The following is a 16,768-nucleotide window of genomic DNA, read 5'->3' on the forward strand; positions in this document are numbered from 1 at the left end:
GGAGAGGCACCATGGCGTTCAACACCCACAACCGTAACCTGCTCAGCCTCGAACATCACACGCCCCGTGAATTGCGCTATCTGCTGGACCTGTCCCGCGACCTCAAGCGAGCCAAGTACACCGGCACAGAACAGCAGCACCTCAAGGGCAACAACATCGCGCTGATCTTCGAGAAAACCTCGACCCGTACCCGTTGTGCCTTCGAAGTCGCGGCCTACGACCAGGGTGCCAATGTCACCTACATCGACCCCAACTCGTCGCAGATCGGCCACAAGGAAAGCATGAAGGACACCGCCCGCGTGCTCGGGCGCATGTACGACGCCATCGAATACCGGGGCTTCAAGCAGGAAACCGTCGAGGAACTGGCGAAGTTCGCCGGCGTACCGGTGTTCAACGGCCTGACCGATGAATACCACCCGACGCAGATGATTGCCGACGTACTGACCATGCGCGAGCACGCCGACAAACCGATCCATGAGATCAGCTACGCGTATCTGGGCGATGCGCGGAACAACATGGGCAACTCGTTGCTGCTGATCGGCGCAAAGTTGGGCATGGACGTGCGCATCTGCGCGCCCAAGGCCCTCTGGCCCCACGACGATCTGGTGCAGCGTTGCCATCAATACGCCGAAGAAAGCGGTGCGCGTATCACCCTCACTGAGGATCCGAAAGCGGCGGTCAAGGGCGTGGATTTCATTCACACCGACGTCTGGGTCTCCATGGGCGAGCCCGTCGAAGCCTGGGCCGAACGTATCGAGCAACTGTTGCCTTACCAGGTCAATGCCGACCTGATGAAAGCCACCGGTAACCCGCGTACTCGCTTCATGCACTGCCTGCCGGCATTCCATAACAGCGACACCAAGGTCGGCAAGCAGATCGCCGAGCAGTATCCGCACCTGGCCAACGGCATCGAAGTCACGGACGACGTGTTCGAGTCACCGGCGTGCATCGCCTTCGAGCAGGCGGAAAACCGCATGCACACCATCAAGGCGGTACTGGTGTCGACGCTGGCGGACCTGTAACGCCGACCCTTTGTGGGAGCGAGCCTGCTCGCGATGGCGGTCGATCAGCCAGCTCATTCATGGGCTGACACACCGCATTCGCGAGCAGGCTCGCTCCCACAGGAACCGTGTTCCCATTTTAAGGACAGCACTATGCGCATCGTCGTTGCCCTGGGCGGTAACGCCCTCCTGCGTCGGGGTGAACCCATGACCGCCGACAACCAACGCAGCAACATCCGCACCGCGACCGAACAGATCGCCAGGATCCATCCGGGCAACCAATTGGTGATCGCCCACGGCAACGGCCCGCAAGTCGGCCTGTTGTCGTTGCAAGCGGCGGCCTACAGCTCCGTGACCCCGTATCCGCTGGACGTGTTGGGCGCCGAGACCGAAGGCATGATCGGCTACATCATCGAGCAGGAACTGGGCAACCTGCTGGACGCCGACGTGCCCTTCGCCACGTTGCTGACCCAAGTGGAAGTGGACGCCAACGACCCGGCCTTCCAACACCCCACCAAGCCCATCGGCCCGGTCTACAGCCAGCAGGAGGCGCAGGCACTGGCCGCCGAAAAAGGCTGGAGCATCGCCCCGGACGGCGACAGGTTTCGCCGGGTAGTCGCCAGCCCCAGACCCAAGCGCATCTTTGAAATCCGGCCGATCAAGTGGCTGCTGGAAAAGGGCAGCATCGTGATCTGCGCCGGCGGTGGCGGTATCCCGACGATCTATGACGCCGACGGCAAGCTGCGAGGCGTTGAAGCGGTCATCGACAAGGACCTGTGCTCGGCGCTGCTGGCCGAACAATTGGAGAGCGATCTGCTGGTGATCGCCACCGATGTCAACGCGGTCTTCATCGATTTCGGCAAGCCGACCTGCAAAGCCATCGCTCGGGCCCACCCCGACGATCTGGAAAAACTCGATTTTGCCTCCGGCTCCATGGGGCCCAAGGTGCAGGCCGCCTGCGAATTTGCGCGCAATACCGGCAAGATCGCGGTGATCGGGTCACTTTCGGACATCGATGCTATCGTCCACGGCAACGCCGGCACCCGCATCAGCACGGCGACGACAGGCATCGCTTATCGATAATCGGAAACTCTCGGGGTAGATCCGGGGTCTGCCCTACTTCCAGGCCTTTCAAGGAGAGTCGCTCATGGCCATGTTCCAACCCGGTCACCTGCACATGGAGCGCCATGCGCTGAACAAGGATGATTTCAGCTACAACCTCTGCATCGACTACGAACTGGCCCAGGACCCTAAGGAAGGCGCGGGCATGTCGTTTCGGTTGCACGGCACGGTCGAGGACAAAAGCGTGGATGAGCGCTTTTTCCTGGCCAAGGACCTGGCCTTCGACTTTGCCCGGCACGCCACGCGTATCGCGCAGAAGTACGGCCTGCCGAAAAGCGCCAGCATCGCTTCGATGCACACGTATTACGACGAAATGTTCGAAGACGTGCGCAAGCAACTGGATGTGAAACCGGGCGATCCGGTGAAGCCCGAGCATCTGGTGTAATCGATCTGGCAGCCCCATTACCCTGTGGGAGCGAGCCTGCTCGCGATAGCGGCCTGCCTGTCGACATCGATGTGACGGCTGTATCGCCATCGCGAGCAGGCTCGCTCCCACAGGGATATCAATATTCTGAATACCGGGTTAACTGCCCCACCCACCCCACTGGCAACTCCCCCCCGCTGACCTATGCTGAAAACAGTACCCCAGGGTATTCGTTCAGAGGTCATCGCCATGAACATCAGAACAAAAAGACGCCTCGCCATTTTCGTGACCTGCGCCGCCACGCTTGCGCTGTACGGCACGGCGGCCTACCGGGTCGAGCAGGCCAGGCAACTGCCCCGTGACTACGCCAGCTGCAACTTCGAACGCTGCATCCCGCACAACGCGACCCTGAACGCCCTGCGCTGAGGCGTGCTCAGTCGTCCGGCTGCTCGGTCTTGAGCCGGTCCCGGAAGGCCTTGGGCGAGATGCCGACGCGGCGGCGGAACAGGCGGGTGAAGTTGGTCGGGTCGGAGAATCCGAGCGTTTCGGAGATCTCGTAGATGGTCATGCCGGTGTAGGTCAGCATCCGCTTGGCCTCCAGCAACTGACGCTCATGCATGATCTGTAACGCCGGCTGCCCCGCCAGCTCGCGGCAGGTGCCGTTGAGGTGCGACACGGAAATGCCCAGGCGATGGGCCAGGTCTTCCACCTTGACGTGCTGGCGATAGGTTTCCTCCACCAGTTGAATGAACCCGTTGAGGTATTCCCGGGCCCGTTGCGGTCTCTGGCTCTGGGTACGGCGCTGCATGACCTGGCGGCTCACCCAGACCATGATCACGTTGACCAGCGCATGCATGAGCATTTCCCGGGCCGGTTGATGCCCCATGTACTCACTCTGCAAGGCGCTGAACAGGCTATTGAGATAGTCGGCGTTTTCACCGGCCGGGTAGCTCTCGGCTTGGGCCAGGATGTTCACCGAATGGCCCAACTGCCCTTGCAGGTGGGTCACCAGCGGCGCCGCCAGGGTCACCACGTAGCCTTCCACGTCCTCGGAAAAGCGAAAGCCGTGAACCGACAGCGGCGGCAGGATCTGCACCGCCGGCTCGTCGAGCCGGGTACGCTGGCCTTCGATTTCGAGCTCCGCCTGGCCCTTGAAAACGAACAACAACTGACAGAGGTCGGCATGCCGATGGGGTTTGATTTCCCATTGGTGTTCGCGACTGCGCTTGGAGATGGTTTCACAGTGCAGCAAGTCCGGCGTCGGCCAATCCTGGCTTTCGCCGTAGAGCTTGAACACCGGGATCGAAGGCAGGTCTGTTTTCTTCATAACGAGGATCGGCCTCGGAGTAGCGGGCGATAATCGCACCGATTGGCAGAAAGTACAGGTATCGGCTCAGTTTTCCCCTTCAATTGACAGGCCCGCAAGGAAAAAATGCAAGGACTCGGTTCATAACCATCCACACCGGCCCTGGTCGCGTGCTTCGTGCGAGTCATAACAACAATGAAAACCCTCAAGACCCAAGTCGCCATTATCGGCGCCGGCCCCTCTGGACTGCTGCTTGGCCAGTTATTGCACAATGCCGGAATTGACACCCTGATCCTCGAACGCCAGGCCCCGGACTACGTCCTGAGTCGCATCCGCGCCGGTGTGCTGGAACAAGGCATGGCCGAGCTGTTGCGTCGGGCCGGCGTCGGCCAGCGCATGGACGCCGAAGGGCTGGAGCACGACGGTTTCGAACTGGTCCTCAATGGCCGACGGGTACACATCGACCTCAAAGGGTTGACCGGTGGAAAAAACGTGATGGTCTACGGACAGACCGAAGTGACCCGCGACCTGATGGCCGCCCGCGAAAAGGCCGGTGCCCGAACGCTTTATCAGGTCGACAAGGCCCAGCCCCACGGCATGCAGACCGACCAGCCTTTCGTGACATTCGAGCACCAGGGTGAAACCTGGCGCCTGGATTGCGATTACATCGCCGGGTGCGATGGCTTCCATGGCGTGGCGCGGCAATCCATTCCGGCGGAAAAACTGAACATCTTCGAGCGGGTCTACCCCTTCGGCTGGCTCGGCATCCTGGCCGATACCCCGCCGGTCAATGAAGAACTGGTCTACGCCCGCCACGAGCGCGGATTTGCCTTATGCAGCATGCGCTCCAAGACCCGTACCCGTTACTACCTGCAAGTGCCCGCCGAAGAACAGGTCGCCGACTGGCCGGACGAGCGCTTCTGGACCGAACTCAAGACCCGCCTGCCCGCCGATCTCGCCGAGGCCCTGGTGACCGGTCCGTCCATCGAGAAGAGCATCGCGCCGCTGCGCAGCTTCGTGGTCGAGCCGATGCAGTACGGGCGCATGTTCCTGGTAGGCGATGCCGCCCATATCGTCCCGCCCACGGGCGCCAAAGGGCTGAACCTGGCGGCCAGCGATGTCAGCACGCTGTTCGACATCCTGCTCAAGGTCTATCGCGAAGGCCGGGTGGACCTGCTGCAACAGTACTCGGCCATCTGCCTGCGGCGCGTCTGGAAAGCCGAGCGCTTCTCCTGGTGGATGACGTCGATGCTGCACCGCTTCGACGACGACGCCTTCAATCAGCGCATCAGCGAAGCCGAGCTGGAATATTTCGTCGACTCCGAAGCCGGGCGAAAAACCATCGCGGAAAATTATGTCGGACTTCCTTACGAGGCTATCGAATAGCCGACTACCGATTTACACTGCGGGCTCCGTCTCACTCGCCTCTTTGGCGTGATGCCCGCAGGTTCTACCGTGACTCAGCTCAATACGCTCAACGTCCAGCCGCCCGCCATCCGCAGCGTACTGGTGGCCCTGATGCTGGCGATTTTCCTCGGTGCGCTGGACCAGACCATCGTCGCCGTCTCGATGCCGGCCATTTCCGCCCAATTCAAGGACGTCAGCCTGCTGGCCTGGGTCATTTCCGGCTATATGGTCGCCACGACCGTGGCTGTACCGATCTACGGCAAGCTGGGCGATCTCTACGGTCGCCGACCGCTGATGCTCTTCGGCATGGGGTTGTTCACCCTGGCTTCGTTGTTCTGTGGCCTGGCGCAAAGCATGGAACAACTGGTGCTGGCGCGGATCATCCAGGGCATCGGTGCCGGCGGGATGATCTCCGTGAGCCAGGCGATCATCGGCGACATCGTGCCGCCCCGCGAGCGTGGCCGCTATCAAGGCTACTTCAGCAGCATGTACGCCGTGGCCAGCGTGGCCGGGCCGGTGCTGGGCGGCTACATGACCGAATACCTGTCGTGGCGCTGGGTGTTCTGGATCAACCTGCCGCTGGGGTTGGGCGCCTGGCTGGTGGCCCGTCGCACCCTGGTCGGGTTATCGGTGCCGCAACGCACACCCATCATCGACTACCTGGGCACCGTATTGCTGATCATCGGCCTGAGCGCCTTGCTGCTGGGCATTACCCAGGTCGGCCAGGGCCAGGCCTGGCACAGCCGTGGCGTACTGGGACTGCTGGGGTGCGCCGTGGTGACGCTGGGCGTGTTCGTCTGGCACGAACGCCGCGCCCGGGAGCCTTTGCTGCCGATGCACCTGTTCGTCAACCGCAGCGCTGTGTTGTGTTGGTGCACGGTATTTTTCACCAGTTTCCAGGCGATTTCCCTGACGGTGCTGGTGCCATTGCGCTTTCAGAGCGTGACCGGTGCCGGCGCCGACAGCGCGGCGTTGCACCTGCTGCCGCTGGCGATGGGTTTGCCCATCGGCGCGTATTTCGCCGGACGTCGCACCTCGATCACCGGCCGCTACAAACCGATGATCCTCAGCGGCGCCCTGCTCTTTCCCTTCGCCATCCTCGGCATGGCCTGCACAGCACCTGACGCATTCTGGCTCAGCAGTCTGTTCATGCTGCTGGGCGGCATCGCCTCCGGCATGCAGTTCCCCACCTCGCTGGTGGGTTCGCAGAACTCGGTGCAACAACGGGATATCGGCGTCGCCACCAGTACCACCAACCTGTTCCGCTCCCTCGGCGGCGCGGTGGGCGTGGCGCTGATGTCGGCGTTGCTGCTGGCTTTGCTGCAGGACTCAGGCTTCGCCCAGCTTGCCGGTTCGACGCTGATCAGCGAAAGCCATTCCGGCAATGCCCTGCTGGACGGCTTGAACGCCGCCCCGGGCGAAGCACGGGACGCCCTGCGCCTGGAATTGCAGACAACGTTCCGGCATTTGCTGCTGATCAGCGCGGCGGTGTCGCTGCTGGGGTTGGCGGCGGCAGTGGCGATGCCGAATCAATTGTTGCGTGGGCGGGAGGAACAGGTTCGGTAGTTGCCTTGAAATACAAAACCCAGAGTTGAAATACAAAACCTGTGGCGAGGGGATTTAGCGAAACGTCGCACCGCCCCGCTGGGCTGCGCAGCAGCCCCCTTGAGGTCTATCTGATATCACGTAGTGGCAGACAGACTTGGGGGCGCTTCGCACCCCAGCGGGGATAAATCCCCTCGCCACAAAAAGCTTCTTTGCAAGGCTGAAGGACTCAAGCCGTCGCCACCACAATCCCCGGCTCCACCTGCGCGCTCATGCCATCCTTCATCCGCTGGGCATCGCGAGCGAAACAGCGCGAGGCCAGGAACAGGAACACCATGGTCAGGAACAGCGCCACCGGGATCAAGTACATCGCGTCATGCAAACCGATGGCCTTGAACGCTTCGGTCATCTGCGGGGCGCCGGCAGCCGCCATGGCCGTGCGGGCGAAGTAGTCCGACAGGCCGCCGACCACCACCGGTCCCAGGCCGCCGCCAAGCAGGTACAACCCGGCAAAGAACAATGCCATCGCCGTCGCCCGCAGACGTGGCTCCACGACGTCCTGGATCGCCGTGTACACACAGGTATAAAAGGTATAGGCGAACAGCCAACCGACACTGAACACCGCAACGAACACACCGATTTCGATACGCCCGGCATGCAACGCCCAAGCCGTGGTCAGCGTGGAAACGACCAGGCTGAACGCAGCGAACAGCAGACGGCCATTGGCCACGCGTTGATGGATCTTGTCGGCGATCCAGCCGCCCAGGGTCAGCCCGAACAACCCGGTCACGCCCACCATGATCCCGGTGGCCACGGCGGCTTCGTGCAGAGGCATCAGGAAGTAACGCTGCAGCATCGGCACCAGGAACGAGTTGCAGGCATACGTGGCGAAGTTGAAACACAACCCCGCCAGCACCAGCCACAGGAAGGTGGGAATCGCCAGCACCCGACGGATCGGTCGGTCGACTTTTTCTTGGGACACCGGCACGGTTTCCGCCGCACCGCGCTTGGGTTCCTTGATAAAGAACATGAAGACCGCCAGCACCAGCCCCGGCACCGCGGCGATAAAGAACGGCGCGCGCCAGCTGTCGAAAGCCTTGACCATCGCCCCGATGGTAAAGAACGCCAGCAGCAAACCGATCGGCAGGCCCAGCATGAAGATCCCCATGGCCCGCGCCCGACGATGGGCCGGGAACAGATCGCCGATCAGCGAGTTGGCCGCCGGCGCGTAACTGGCCTCGCCGATACCGATGCCCATGCGCACCAACAAGAATGCCCAGAAACTGCCCACCAGACCATTGACGGCCGTCAGCCCACTCCAGGCCGCCAGCCCCCAGCCCATCAATTTGCTGCGCGAACCGGTATCGGCCATGCGCCCCAACGGCAGGCCGGCAATGGCATACACGATGGTGAACGCGGTGCCGATGATGCCGATCTGGAAGTCACTGAGGCTCCATTCCATGCGGATCGGCTCGATGATGATCGCCGGAATGGTACGGTCGAAAAAATTGAACAGATTGGCCAGAAACAACAGGAACAGAATGCGCCAGGCATTCGCCGCTTGGGTCGAGTTCTGCATGATTCCGTCTCTTTTATTGTTATGGGCGAGGCATCCGAGCCCGGAATCTGCAATCTAGACAGCAGCGCGGGGGCTGTCTTCAATCATTCGCAGCGCTGATACCCGACCATGGGGTACAGCCGGTTGATTGATGCCAATCAACAATCTGTAACAATTGCCATCATTTTGCCGGTTCTTGATTAAAGATCATGTCCCGATGGCCGATCCATCATGAAGCTTCTTTCATCCGCGATGGTTCGATGACAGCGGTCGTCCAACCCACCAGTTCAGGCTACGGCGCATAATGACCTCAAAAAAAACAGCCACTGCGGTATCCGATCTGACCCTGGGCCCGGCCGCCAATGGCCCTGAAACCCCGAAGTCGTCGAGCAGCTCGCGTCCCCTGGCGACGCAGCAGTATCTGTATTTCACCGAGACCAACACCGACCGCATCCTCGATAACCTCGATGGCCTGCGCGACATCGTCTTCCCCCGCCCGCCCCATCTGGTGGACGACGAGAGCGAACGCGACCAGCAGGAATTCCCCTCGGTGTGCCTGATCGGCCTGGGGCGTTGCGGTTCCAACATCGCCCTGGACGTGGCCGAGCTGGTCTACAACGCCCGCAAGTTCTACCTCAACGAATTCAACAACGAAGACAAAGCCTACAGCGACAAGGCCTACCGTCCTGCGCAATGGATCCGCAACAACCTGCGCCTGGGCGCCGGCAAGGCGACCAAACCGGTATTCCTGGTGGAGCCGCTGGTCATGCTCGGCGACCTGGACAAGGACATCGCCGGACGCATCCGTTTTTCACGCAAGGGCGAAAAAACCGGCTTCCTGCGCGACTACAGCAAGATGAAAATCATGGACCTGTCGGAAGTCCATGCCGGCGGTGCCGGTAACGCGCCGATCCTGGGCCAGTACCTGGCCAAGATCATCCTGAACAAGGACACCCAACGCTTTTCCAGCCCCGACTGGAAGATGATCCACTCGTACCTGATCGACAGCTGCGGCATCAAGGCCAACCAATCGCGCCTGTACTTCTCGATCTTCAGCGCCGGCGGCGGTACCGGTTCGGGCATGGCCTCGGAGTTCGGCCTGGCCCAGCAGCACTCGTACATGAACAAGACGTTCGACACCAAGCCGATGGACGAGCACGACGGCAAAAGTGGCCACTCGTTCGTCTTCGAACCGATCTTCACCAGCGGCATCTGCGTGCTGCCGAACATTTCCGATCACCGCAGCGAAATGTCCGAAGCCCTGCACATCAACGCCGGACGCCTGCTGTGCAAGTACCTGTCGGAAGAATGGGATTTCTCGTACAACTTCGCCAATGAAGACAGCAGCGAAGCCAGCGTCATGGGCCGTATCCGCCCTTGGAACGCGATGATGCTGATCTCCAACGACATCATGCGCTACGCCGAAGAGAACGATGACGGCAACATCCAGAACATCGACGTCAACGCCATGGAGAAGCATGCCAACCAGTACATCTCCCAGCAGATCTTCAACATCCTGACGGCCCAGGCGGTCACCACCGATTACGACCAGAACTATTTCCGTCGTGCCGGCATCGACATCGGCGAAACCATCCGCCTGGACGCCAACGACCTGTTCATGAGCCTGGCCGGTCCCGTGGCGATTGCCTACGCCGAGTCCGTCGTCCCGGAAACCCCGGCGCCAAGCGGCGACAAGTTCAAGGTGTTCGATAAAGAACCGCCGCGCCTGAACATCGACGACCTGTTCTTCCGCTCCATCGACCTGCCGCACTTCAATAAAGTGACCCAGGCCATCGAAGGCATCAGCCTGTTGCCGATCGAATCCAAGCGCTACCGGGCTTCGCTGGAGCAGTACAAGAATTCCGGCTACGACGCCGCCGCCCTGCATGACCTGCACTTCTTCAAGAACTGCTCCTCGGTGGTGTCCATCGTTTCGCTGCCCAAGGACTACAAGCTGTCCTACATGGACCTGAACCGGCTCAAGACCCACCTCAACAGCCTGTTCCCCAATACCACCCTCAAGCGTTACGCCCTGGTGATCGGCGCGTCGGCCAACCTGTCGCTGACCACCCTGATCGCCAAGAGTCCGTGCCTGTCGGATGATTTCCTGACCTTGATCGTGGCCTTCATCAAACGCTGCTTCGCCCGCAATCCGTATCGCTTCGACGACACCCTGGACAACTCGATCCTGGACTTCATCATCAATGAAGACTTCGACGAAGAGCGGATCGACGACCTGCTCAACGAATTCGAGAACCCGGCGAAGATCCTCGACACCAACTGGTACGCGATCAAGCCGATGTACGAGAAGAAGTACCGCGAGCTGATCAACGACAAGGACAAGTTCGTTTCGATCAACGACATCCGCCTGTCCCGTGATTGCGTGAAGAAAGCCATCAAGTACCTGCGCGAGATCTACCGTCATCGTATTGGCAAGACCAAGGTCATTTCGCTCAATAACCATACTGGCAGGACTTACTGAGGCCGGCTCAGGACTGCGGCGCCCCTTTCGCGAGCAGGCTCGCTCCCACATTGAATCGCGGTTTCCTGTGGGAGCGAGCCTGCTCGCGATGGCGGCCTGGACAACACCACGGAACAACATCCAGAAACAATTAGGCAGCCCGAAGGCGGCCCCCTGAACTGTTCCCGTTACGTATACGTCACCCTGCCCTGTGGCGTTTCACCACGGCAGGGTGCCATCACGCTACTCAGCTACACACTTTTATTCGATCAAAACGCGAACCAATTTGGTGCATCGATCAATTCGACGCCCTTTCCTGGATCATTATCCACGGCGAAACCACCACCGCCCAGAGCAACGGATCACGCTCCAGAAAATCCAGCGCCCGCGTTTCAGACAGCTTGGCGAGTTGCCCGGCGGCCAGCCAGGCGGCGACTTTATCGCCTTCGTCCTGAGCGACAGCCTCCGCGGCGGCGATCAAATCCAGTGCTGGCTCGACCCATAACAGGGCACCCTTGGCAAAGAACGGCTCCAGCTCTTTCCATGTAATGGATGCAGTTTCTCCAAGCAGTTTGGCATAGAGGGTGCTAGGTTCTTGATTCATGGGACTGTCCGGAAAAGAAATCGGCGCGAATGATAACGTCGGTGGTCTGGCAGAAAAACCCGGTAGCAATTGGAGTACGATTGAAAAGCACAGCAAAGCCAGGGATTGCCGATTTGACCGGACATTACCCGCCGCTATTCTGTCTTTTTCTTTCAATAAAGCGACACCCTCTGATTTTGCCCCCAAGCGCCAGCTTCCCTTGCCAACAACCGGCGCTCTACACTGTACCGGTACAGTTGCCGGGGGCATTTTCCGAGGGGATATCCAAAGATATCTGACCCGGTTCTGCTGCTACGGCGCCAGGACTATAAAAACTACAACAGCATGAGTGGAGCACTATGACTAAGGCTACTAAGCAGATTTCCAAACTGTTTGCCGCTATGGTTCTGGCCGGGGTTGCCAGCCATTCGTTCGCCGCCGACACCATCAAGATCGGCATCGCTGGTCCCAAGACCGGTCCGGTGACCCAGTACGGCGACATGCAATTCGTCGGCGCCAAACAAGCCATCAAGGACATCAACGCCAAGGGCGGCGTCGACGGCAAAATGCTCGAAGCCAAGGAATACGATGATGCCTGCGACCCTAAACAGGCCGTAGCCGTGGCGAACAAAGTGGTCAACGATGGCGTCAAGTTCGTCGTCGGCCACCTGTGCTCCAGCTCCACCCAGCCAGCTTCGGACATCTACGAAGACGAAGGCGTGATCATGATCACCCCAGCGGCCACCAGCCCGGAAATCACCGCCCGTGGCTACAAGCTGGTCTTCCGCACCATCGGCCTGGACAGTGCCCAGGGCCCTGCCGCCGGCAACTACATCGCCGATCACGTCAAGCCGAAAGTCGTTGCGGTCCTGCACGACAAACAGCAATACGGTGAAGGCATCGCCACCGCCGTCAAGCAGACCCTCGAAAAGAAAGGCGTGAAAGTCGCCGTCTTCGAAGGCCTGAACGCCGGTGACAAGGACTTCTCCTCGATCATCCAGAAGCTCAAGCAGAACAACGTCGATTTCGTCTACTACGGCGGCTACCACCCCGAGCTGGGCCTGATCCTGCGTCAATCCAAGGAAAAAGGCCTGAACGCCAAGTTCATGGGGCCTGAAGGCGTCGGCAACGACTCCATCTCGCAAATTGCCCAGGACGCTTCCGAAGGCCTGCTGGTGACCCTGCCGAAATCCTTCGACGCCGATCCTGCGAACCAGGCAATCGTTGCGGCCATCAAGGCCGACGGCAAGGATCCAAGCGGTCCGTTCGTGTTCCCGGCCTACTCGGCTGTCGAGCTGATCGCCGAAGGTATCAAGGCCGCCAAGAGCGAAGACACCGCCAAGGTTTCCGAAGCCATCCACAAAGGCACCTTCAAGACCCCAACCGGCGACCTCTCGTTCAACGACAAGGGCGACCTGAAGGACTTCAAATTCGTGGTCTATGAATGGCACTTCGGCAAACCGAAAACCGAAGTTTCCCCTCAGTAAGCCCGGCCTGGTGTCCTGTTTCACAAATACGTTCTTTTTTGTGATGCAGGACACTTACGGTCAACGAGCCCACTGTGCAAGCAGTGGGCTTTGTTTTACGAGGTTTATGGGCCAGGCACCCGCGATCCGGGCGCTGGTTCACCTGAAAATCTTAAAACCGTCACCAGCGGTTCGCTGGCAAACGCTCCGTGCAAATGTGACAACAGAACACAGCACAGGGCCGGAACATGACTCCACCAGTGAAATGCGTATCGGGTTTTTAGGAGCGCTGTAATGCCTGAGATCTATCACTTTTTCCAACAGCTGGTTAATGGCCTGACCATTGGCAGCACCTATGCCTTGATAGCCATTGGCTACACAATGGTTTACGGCATCATTGGAATGATTAACTTCGCCCATGGCGAGGTGTACATGATCGGTTCCTACGTGGCCTTCATTGCCCTTGCCGGGCTGGCCATGCTGGGTATCCACTCACTGCCGTTGTTGATGACCGCCGCGTTCCTGGCGTCGATCGTCGTGACCAGTGCCTATGGTTACAGCATCGAACGCGTTGCCTATCGCCCCTTGCGTAGCAGCAACCGTCTGATCCCGCTGATTTCCGCCATCGGCATGTCGATTTTCCTGCAGAACACTGTATTGCTGTCCCAGGACTCCAAGGACAAGTCCATCCCCAACCTGATCCCTGGGAGTTTCTCCTTCGGCCCGGGCGGTGCTGAAGAAGTCCTGATTTCCTACATGCAGATCCTGGTCTTTGTCGTGACCCTGATCGCCATGCTCGGCCTGACCCTGTTCATCTCCCGTTCCCGCCTGGGCCGCGCCTGTCGCGCCTGTGCCGAGGACATCAAGATGGCCAACCTGCTGGGTATCAACACCAACAACATCATCGCCCTGACCTTCGTCATCGGTGCCGCGCTGGCGGCCGTCGCTGCCGTGCTGTTGAGCATGCAGTACGGCGTGATCAACCCGAACGCCGGTTTCCTGGTCGGCCTGAAGGCCTTTACCGCGGCGGTGCTGGGTGGCATCGGCAGTATTCCGGGGGCGATGCTCGGCGGGCTGGTGCTGGGGGTGGCCGAAGCATTCGGCGCCGATATCTTCGGTGACCAGTACAAGGACGTGGTTGCGTTCGGTCTCCTGGTCCTGGTTCTGTTGTTCCGGCCGACCGGCATCCTGGGCCGCCCGGAGGTTGAGAAAGTATGAGCAAATATCTTAAACAGGCGCTGTTCAGCGCCCTGCTGGTCTGGGCCGTGGCCTTTCCGGTGCTCGGCCTCAAGCTGAGCATCGTCGGCGTCAACCTGGAAGTGCACGGCACCGGTCCGCTGACCCTGAGCGTGATTGCGCTGTGCTCGGTGCTGATGTTCCTGCGGGTGCTGTTCACCCAGCAGGTCGGTGCCGTGCTGCGTTCCAATCGTGGCCCGCTGGTTTCGCCCAAGGTCAGCCAGTTCCTGACCCTGCCACGCACCCAGCGCCGGATCATCATCGGCCTGATCGTGGTGGCGTTGGTCTGGCCGTTCTTCGGCTCCCGTGGGGCGGTGGACATCGCCACGCTGATCCTGATCTACGTGTTGCTGGGCCTGGGCCTGAACATCGTGGTCGGCCTGGCCGGTCTGCTCGACCTGGGTTACGTGGGGTTCTACGCCGTGGGCGCCTACAGCTACGCGCTGCTGTCCCACTATTTCGGCCTGAGCTTCTGGATCTGCCTGCCGATCGCCGGGATGATGGCAGCCACGTTCGGCTTCCTGCTGGGTTTCCCGGTGCTGCGTCTGCGGGGCGACTACCTGGCCATCGTGACTCTGGGCTTCGGTGAAATCATCCGTTTGTTCCTGCGCAACCTCACCGGCCTCACCGGTGGCCCCAACGGTATCAGCAACATTCCCAAGCCGACCTTCTTCGGGCTGAGCTTCGAACGTTCCGCGGCCGAGGGTATGCAGACCTTCCATGAGTTCTTCGGGCTGACCTACAACCCGGTGAGCAAAGTGGTGTTCCTCTACCTGGTCGCGCTATTGCTGGCCCTGGCCGCGTTGTTCGTCATCAACCGCCTGCTGCGCATGCCCATCGGCCGTGCGTGGGAAGCGCTGCGCGAAGACGAAATCGCCTGCCGTGCCCTGGGTCTCAACCCGACCGTGATCAAGCTGTCGGCCTTCACCCTCGGTGCCGCATTCGCCGGTTTCGCCGGTAGCTTCTTCGCCGCCCGCCAGGGCCTGGTGACGCCGGAATCCTTCACCTTCATCGAGTCGGCGATCATCCTCGCCATCGTGGTGCTGGGCGGGATGGGCTCGCAGCTGGGTGTGATCCTGGCCGCCATCGTAATGATCCTGCTGCCCGAAATGATGCGTGAATTCAGCGAATACCGCATGTTGATGTTCGGCGCCTTGATGGTGCTGATGATGATCTGGCGTCCTCAAGGTCTGCTGCCTATGCAACGCCCCCACATGGAGCTGCGCAAATGAGCCGCGAGATCCTCAAGGTTGAAAACCTAAGCATGCGCTTCGGCGGTCTGCTGGCGGTCAATGGCGTGGCCCTGACCGTGAAAGAGAAACAAGTGGTTGCCTTGATCGGGCCAAACGGCGCGGGCAAGACCACGGTGTTCAACTGCCTGACCGGTTTCTACCAGCCAACCGGCGGTAGCATCCTGCTGGACGGCGAGCCGATCCAGGGCCTGCCGGGGCACAAGATCGCCCTCAAGGGCGTGGTGCGCACCTTCCAGAACGTGCGGTTGTTCAAGGACATGACGGCCATCGAGAATCTCTTGATCGCCCAGCATCGCCACCTGAACACCAACTTCTTCGCCGGCCTGTTCAAGACCCCGTCGTTCCGCAAGAGCGAACGCGAAGCGATGGAGTACGCCGAGTACTGGCTGGAAAAGGTCAATCTCAAGGAGTTCGCCAACCGTACCGCCGGCACCCTGGCCTACGGTCAGCAGCGGCGCCTGGAAATCGCCCGTTGCATGATGACCCGTCCGCGGATCCTCATGCTCGACGAACCGGCCGCCGGCCTGAACCCGAGGGAAACCGAAGACCTGAAAGCCCTGATCGGCGTGCTCCGCGAGGAACACAACGTCACGGTGCTGCTGATCGAACACGACATGAAACTGGTCATGAGCATTTCCGACCACATCGTGGTGATCAACCAGGGCACGCCCCTGGCCAACGGCACGCCGGAACAGATCCGGGACAATCCTGAAGTGATCAAAGCCTACCTGGGGGAAGCGTAAATGCTGCAGTTCGAAAACGTTTCCACCTTCTACGGCAAGATCCAGGCCCTGCACAGCGTCAACGTGGAGGTCCGCCAGGGCGAAATCGTGACGCTGATCGGCGCCAACGGTGCCGGCAAATCCACCCTGCTGATGACCCTCTGCGGTTCGCCCCAGGCCCACAGCGGCAGCATCCGCTACATGGGTGAGGAGCTGGTGGGCCAGGACTCGTCACGGATCATGCGCAAGAGCATCGCGGTGGTACCGGAAGGTCGTCGGGTGTTTGCCCGGCTGACCGTGGAAGAGAACCTCGCCATGGGCGGATTCTTCACCGACAAGGGCGATTATCAGGAACAGATGGACAAGGTCCTGCACCTTTTCCCACGCCTGAAAGAACGCTTCAGCCAGCGCGGCGGCACCATGTCCGGCGGCGAACAGCAGATGCTCGCCATCGGCCGCGCGCTGATGAGCAAGCCCAAGCTGCTGCTGCTCGACGAGCCTTCCCTGGGCCTGGCACCGATCATCATCCAGCAGATCTTCGACATCATCGAACAGCTGCGCAAGGATGGCGTGACGGTGTTCCTGGTGGAGCAGAACGCCAACCAGGCCCTGAAAATCGCCGACCGGGCGTATGTGTTGGAGAACGGTCGCGTGGTGATGCAGGGCACCGGTGAAGCACTGCTGACCGATCCGAAGGTGCGCGAGGCGTACCTGGGCGGTTAAGGCGTTGCGGTAAACAAAAAC

15 protein-coding genes are annotated in these 16,768 nt (G+C 60.5%); 12 read left to right on the plus strand and 3 right to left on the minus strand.

Going from position 1 to position 16,768, the window contains the following annotated elements; translation table 11 throughout:
- The first annotated feature begins 11 nt into the window (after positions 1 to 11).
- From CGA22_RS08035 to CGA22_RS08050, 4 genes are all read left to right on the plus strand, one after another.
- Positions 12 to 1,022 carry an ornithine carbamoyltransferase gene (locus CGA22_RS08035; protein ID WP_041021894.1) on the plus strand — a complete coding sequence of 337 codons (1,011 nt, stop codon included), beginning with the start codon at positions 12 to 14 and terminating at the stop codon, positions 1,020 to 1,022.
- 132 nt (positions 1,023 to 1,154) lie between these two features.
- Complete coding sequence (arcC, locus tag CGA22_RS08040; RefSeq protein WP_041021895.1) at positions 1,155 to 2,084, plus strand: carbamate kinase; 930 nt, start codon at positions 1,155 to 1,157, stop codon at positions 2,082 to 2,084.
- A gap of 64 nt (positions 2,085 to 2,148) precedes the next feature.
- Positions 2,149 to 2,508: a DUF5064 family protein gene (locus CGA22_RS08045; protein ID WP_041021896.1), complete on the plus strand. Its 360-nt coding sequence runs from the start codon at positions 2,149 to 2,151 to the stop codon at positions 2,506 to 2,508.
- Positions 2,509 to 2,736: 228 nt separating this feature from the next.
- Positions 2,737 to 2,913 carry a hypothetical protein gene (locus CGA22_RS08050; protein ID WP_167355727.1) on the plus strand — a complete coding sequence of 59 codons (177 nt, stop codon included), beginning with the start codon at positions 2,737 to 2,739 and terminating at the stop codon, positions 2,911 to 2,913.
- A gap of 7 nt (positions 2,914 to 2,920) precedes the next feature.
- Here the strand turns inward: CGA22_RS08050 and CGA22_RS08055 are convergent, their stop codons facing one another.
- Positions 2,921 to 3,814: a helix-turn-helix domain-containing protein gene (locus CGA22_RS08055; protein ID WP_041020439.1), complete on the minus strand. Its 894-nt coding sequence runs from the start codon at positions 3,812 to 3,814 to the stop codon at positions 2,921 to 2,923.
- 174 nt (positions 3,815 to 3,988) lie between these two features.
- Between CGA22_RS08055 and pobA the strand changes: the two genes are divergently transcribed.
- Positions 3,989 to 5,179 (plus strand): 4-hydroxybenzoate 3-monooxygenase, encoded by a 1,191-nt coding sequence (gene pobA / locus CGA22_RS08060; protein WP_041020440.1) that lies wholly within the window; start codon positions 3,989 to 3,991, stop codon positions 5,177 to 5,179.
- Between the two features lie 51 nt (positions 5,180 to 5,230).
- Positions 5,231 to 6,766, plus strand: coding sequence for an MDR family MFS transporter (locus CGA22_RS08065; RefSeq protein WP_188258539.1), 1,536 nt, complete (start codon positions 5,231 to 5,233; stop codon positions 6,764 to 6,766).
- 208 nt (positions 6,767 to 6,974) lie between these two features.
- On the opposite strand, the gene CGA22_RS08070 is transcribed toward CGA22_RS08065, so the two are convergent.
- A complete protein-coding gene (locus CGA22_RS08070; RefSeq protein WP_041023130.1) occupies positions 6,975 to 8,324 on the minus strand; it encodes a spinster family MFS transporter in 1,350 nt (449 codons plus the stop codon).
- Positions 8,325 to 8,607: 283 nt separating this feature from the next.
- Here CGA22_RS08070 and CGA22_RS08075 point away from each other — a divergent pair, with 283 nt between their 5' ends.
- Positions 8,608 to 10,785, plus strand: coding sequence for a hypothetical protein (locus CGA22_RS08075; RefSeq protein WP_041023131.1), 2,178 nt, complete (start codon positions 8,608 to 8,610; stop codon positions 10,783 to 10,785).
- Positions 10,786 to 11,062: 277 nt separating this feature from the next.
- Here CGA22_RS08075 and CGA22_RS08080 read toward each other — a convergent pair whose 3' ends face one another.
- Positions 11,063 to 11,368: a DUF2288 domain-containing protein gene (locus tag CGA22_RS08080; RefSeq protein ID WP_024776370.1), complete on the minus strand. Its 306-nt coding sequence runs from the start codon at positions 11,366 to 11,368 to the stop codon at positions 11,063 to 11,065.
- Positions 11,369 to 11,706: 338 nt separating this feature from the next.
- Between CGA22_RS08080 and CGA22_RS08085 the strand changes: the two genes are divergently transcribed.
- The 5 genes from CGA22_RS08085 to CGA22_RS08105 all read left to right on the plus strand — a co-directional run bounded on the left by CGA22_RS08085 (position 11,707) and on the right by CGA22_RS08105 (position 16,747).
- Positions 11,707 to 12,834 (plus strand): branched-chain amino acid ABC transporter substrate-binding protein, encoded by a 1,128-nt coding sequence (locus tag CGA22_RS08085; RefSeq protein ID WP_041023132.1) that lies wholly within the window; start codon positions 11,707 to 11,709, stop codon positions 12,832 to 12,834.
- Positions 12,835 to 13,107: 273 nt separating this feature from the next.
- Positions 13,108 to 14,031, plus strand: a complete 924-nt coding sequence (gene livH, locus CGA22_RS08090; protein ID WP_041023133.1) for a high-affinity branched-chain amino acid ABC transporter permease LivH — start codon at positions 13,108 to 13,110, stop codon at positions 14,029 to 14,031.
- Complete coding sequence (locus CGA22_RS08095; protein WP_041023134.1) at positions 14,028 to 15,281, plus strand: high-affinity branched-chain amino acid ABC transporter permease LivM; 1,254 nt, start codon at positions 14,028 to 14,030, stop codon at positions 15,279 to 15,281. Before livH ends, CGA22_RS08095 begins: the two co-directional genes overlap by 4 nt.
- Entirely contained in the window at positions 15,278 to 16,045 is a 768-nt protein-coding gene (livG, locus tag CGA22_RS08100) for a high-affinity branched-chain amino acid ABC transporter ATP-binding protein LivG (protein WP_041023135.1), read from the plus strand. The genes CGA22_RS08095 and livG overlap by 4 nt, the downstream gene beginning before the upstream one ends.
- Positions 16,046 to 16,747 carry an ABC transporter ATP-binding protein gene (locus CGA22_RS08105; protein ID WP_041023136.1) on the plus strand — a complete coding sequence of 234 codons (702 nt, stop codon included), beginning with the start codon at positions 16,046 to 16,048 and terminating at the stop codon, positions 16,745 to 16,747. It begins immediately after the preceding gene.
- Positions 16,748 to 16,768: the final 21 nt, after the last annotated feature.

Source organism: Pseudomonas sp. PSB18 (genome assembly GCF_014596565.1).
Classification (GTDB): Bacteria; Pseudomonadota; Gammaproteobacteria; order Pseudomonadales; family Pseudomonadaceae; genus Aquipseudomonas.

Excerpts from the sequence above, each read along its gene's own strand:
- pobA (WP_041020440.1), top strand. The coding sequence starts at position 3,989 with ATGAAAACCCTCAAGACCCAAGTCGCCATTATCGGCGCCGGCCCCTCT.
- CGA22_RS08095 (WP_041023134.1), top strand. The coding sequence starts at position 14,028 with ATGAGCAAATATCTTAAACAGGCGCTGTTCAGCGCCCTGCTGGTCTGG.
- livG (WP_041023135.1), top strand. The coding sequence starts at position 15,278 with ATGAGCCGCGAGATCCTCAAGGTTGAAAACCTAAGCATGCGCTTCGGC.
- CGA22_RS08050 (WP_167355727.1), top strand. The coding sequence starts at position 2,737 with ATGAACATCAGAACAAAAAGACGCCTCGCCATTTTCGTGACCTGCGCC.
- CGA22_RS08105 (WP_041023136.1), top strand. The coding sequence starts at position 16,046 with ATGCTGCAGTTCGAAAACGTTTCCACCTTCTACGGCAAGATCCAGGCC.
- CGA22_RS08065 (WP_188258539.1), top strand. The coding sequence starts at position 5,231 with ATGCCCGCAGGTTCTACCGTGACTCAGCTCAATACGCTCAACGTCCAG.
- CGA22_RS08070 (WP_041023130.1), bottom strand. The coding sequence starts at position 8,324 with ATGCAGAACTCGACCCAAGCGGCGAATGCCTGGCGCATTCTGTTCCTG.
- CGA22_RS08035 (WP_041021894.1), top strand. The coding sequence starts at position 12 with ATGGCGTTCAACACCCACAACCGTAACCTGCTCAGCCTCGAACATCAC.
- arcC (WP_041021895.1), top strand. The coding sequence starts at position 1,155 with ATGCGCATCGTCGTTGCCCTGGGCGGTAACGCCCTCCTGCGTCGGGGT.
- CGA22_RS08055 (WP_041020439.1), bottom strand. The coding sequence starts at position 3,814 with ATGAAGAAAACAGACCTGCCTTCGATCCCGGTGTTCAAGCTCTACGGC.
- CGA22_RS08080 (WP_024776370.1), bottom strand. The coding sequence starts at position 11,368 with ATGAATCAAGAACCTAGCACCCTCTATGCCAAACTGCTTGGAGAAACT.
- livH (WP_041023133.1), top strand. The coding sequence starts at position 13,108 with ATGCCTGAGATCTATCACTTTTTCCAACAGCTGGTTAATGGCCTGACC.
- CGA22_RS08075 (WP_041023131.1), top strand. The coding sequence starts at position 8,608 with ATGACCTCAAAAAAAACAGCCACTGCGGTATCCGATCTGACCCTGGGC.
- CGA22_RS08085 (WP_041023132.1), top strand. The coding sequence starts at position 11,707 with ATGACTAAGGCTACTAAGCAGATTTCCAAACTGTTTGCCGCTATGGTT.
- CGA22_RS08045 (WP_041021896.1), top strand. The coding sequence starts at position 2,149 with ATGGCCATGTTCCAACCCGGTCACCTGCACATGGAGCGCCATGCGCTG.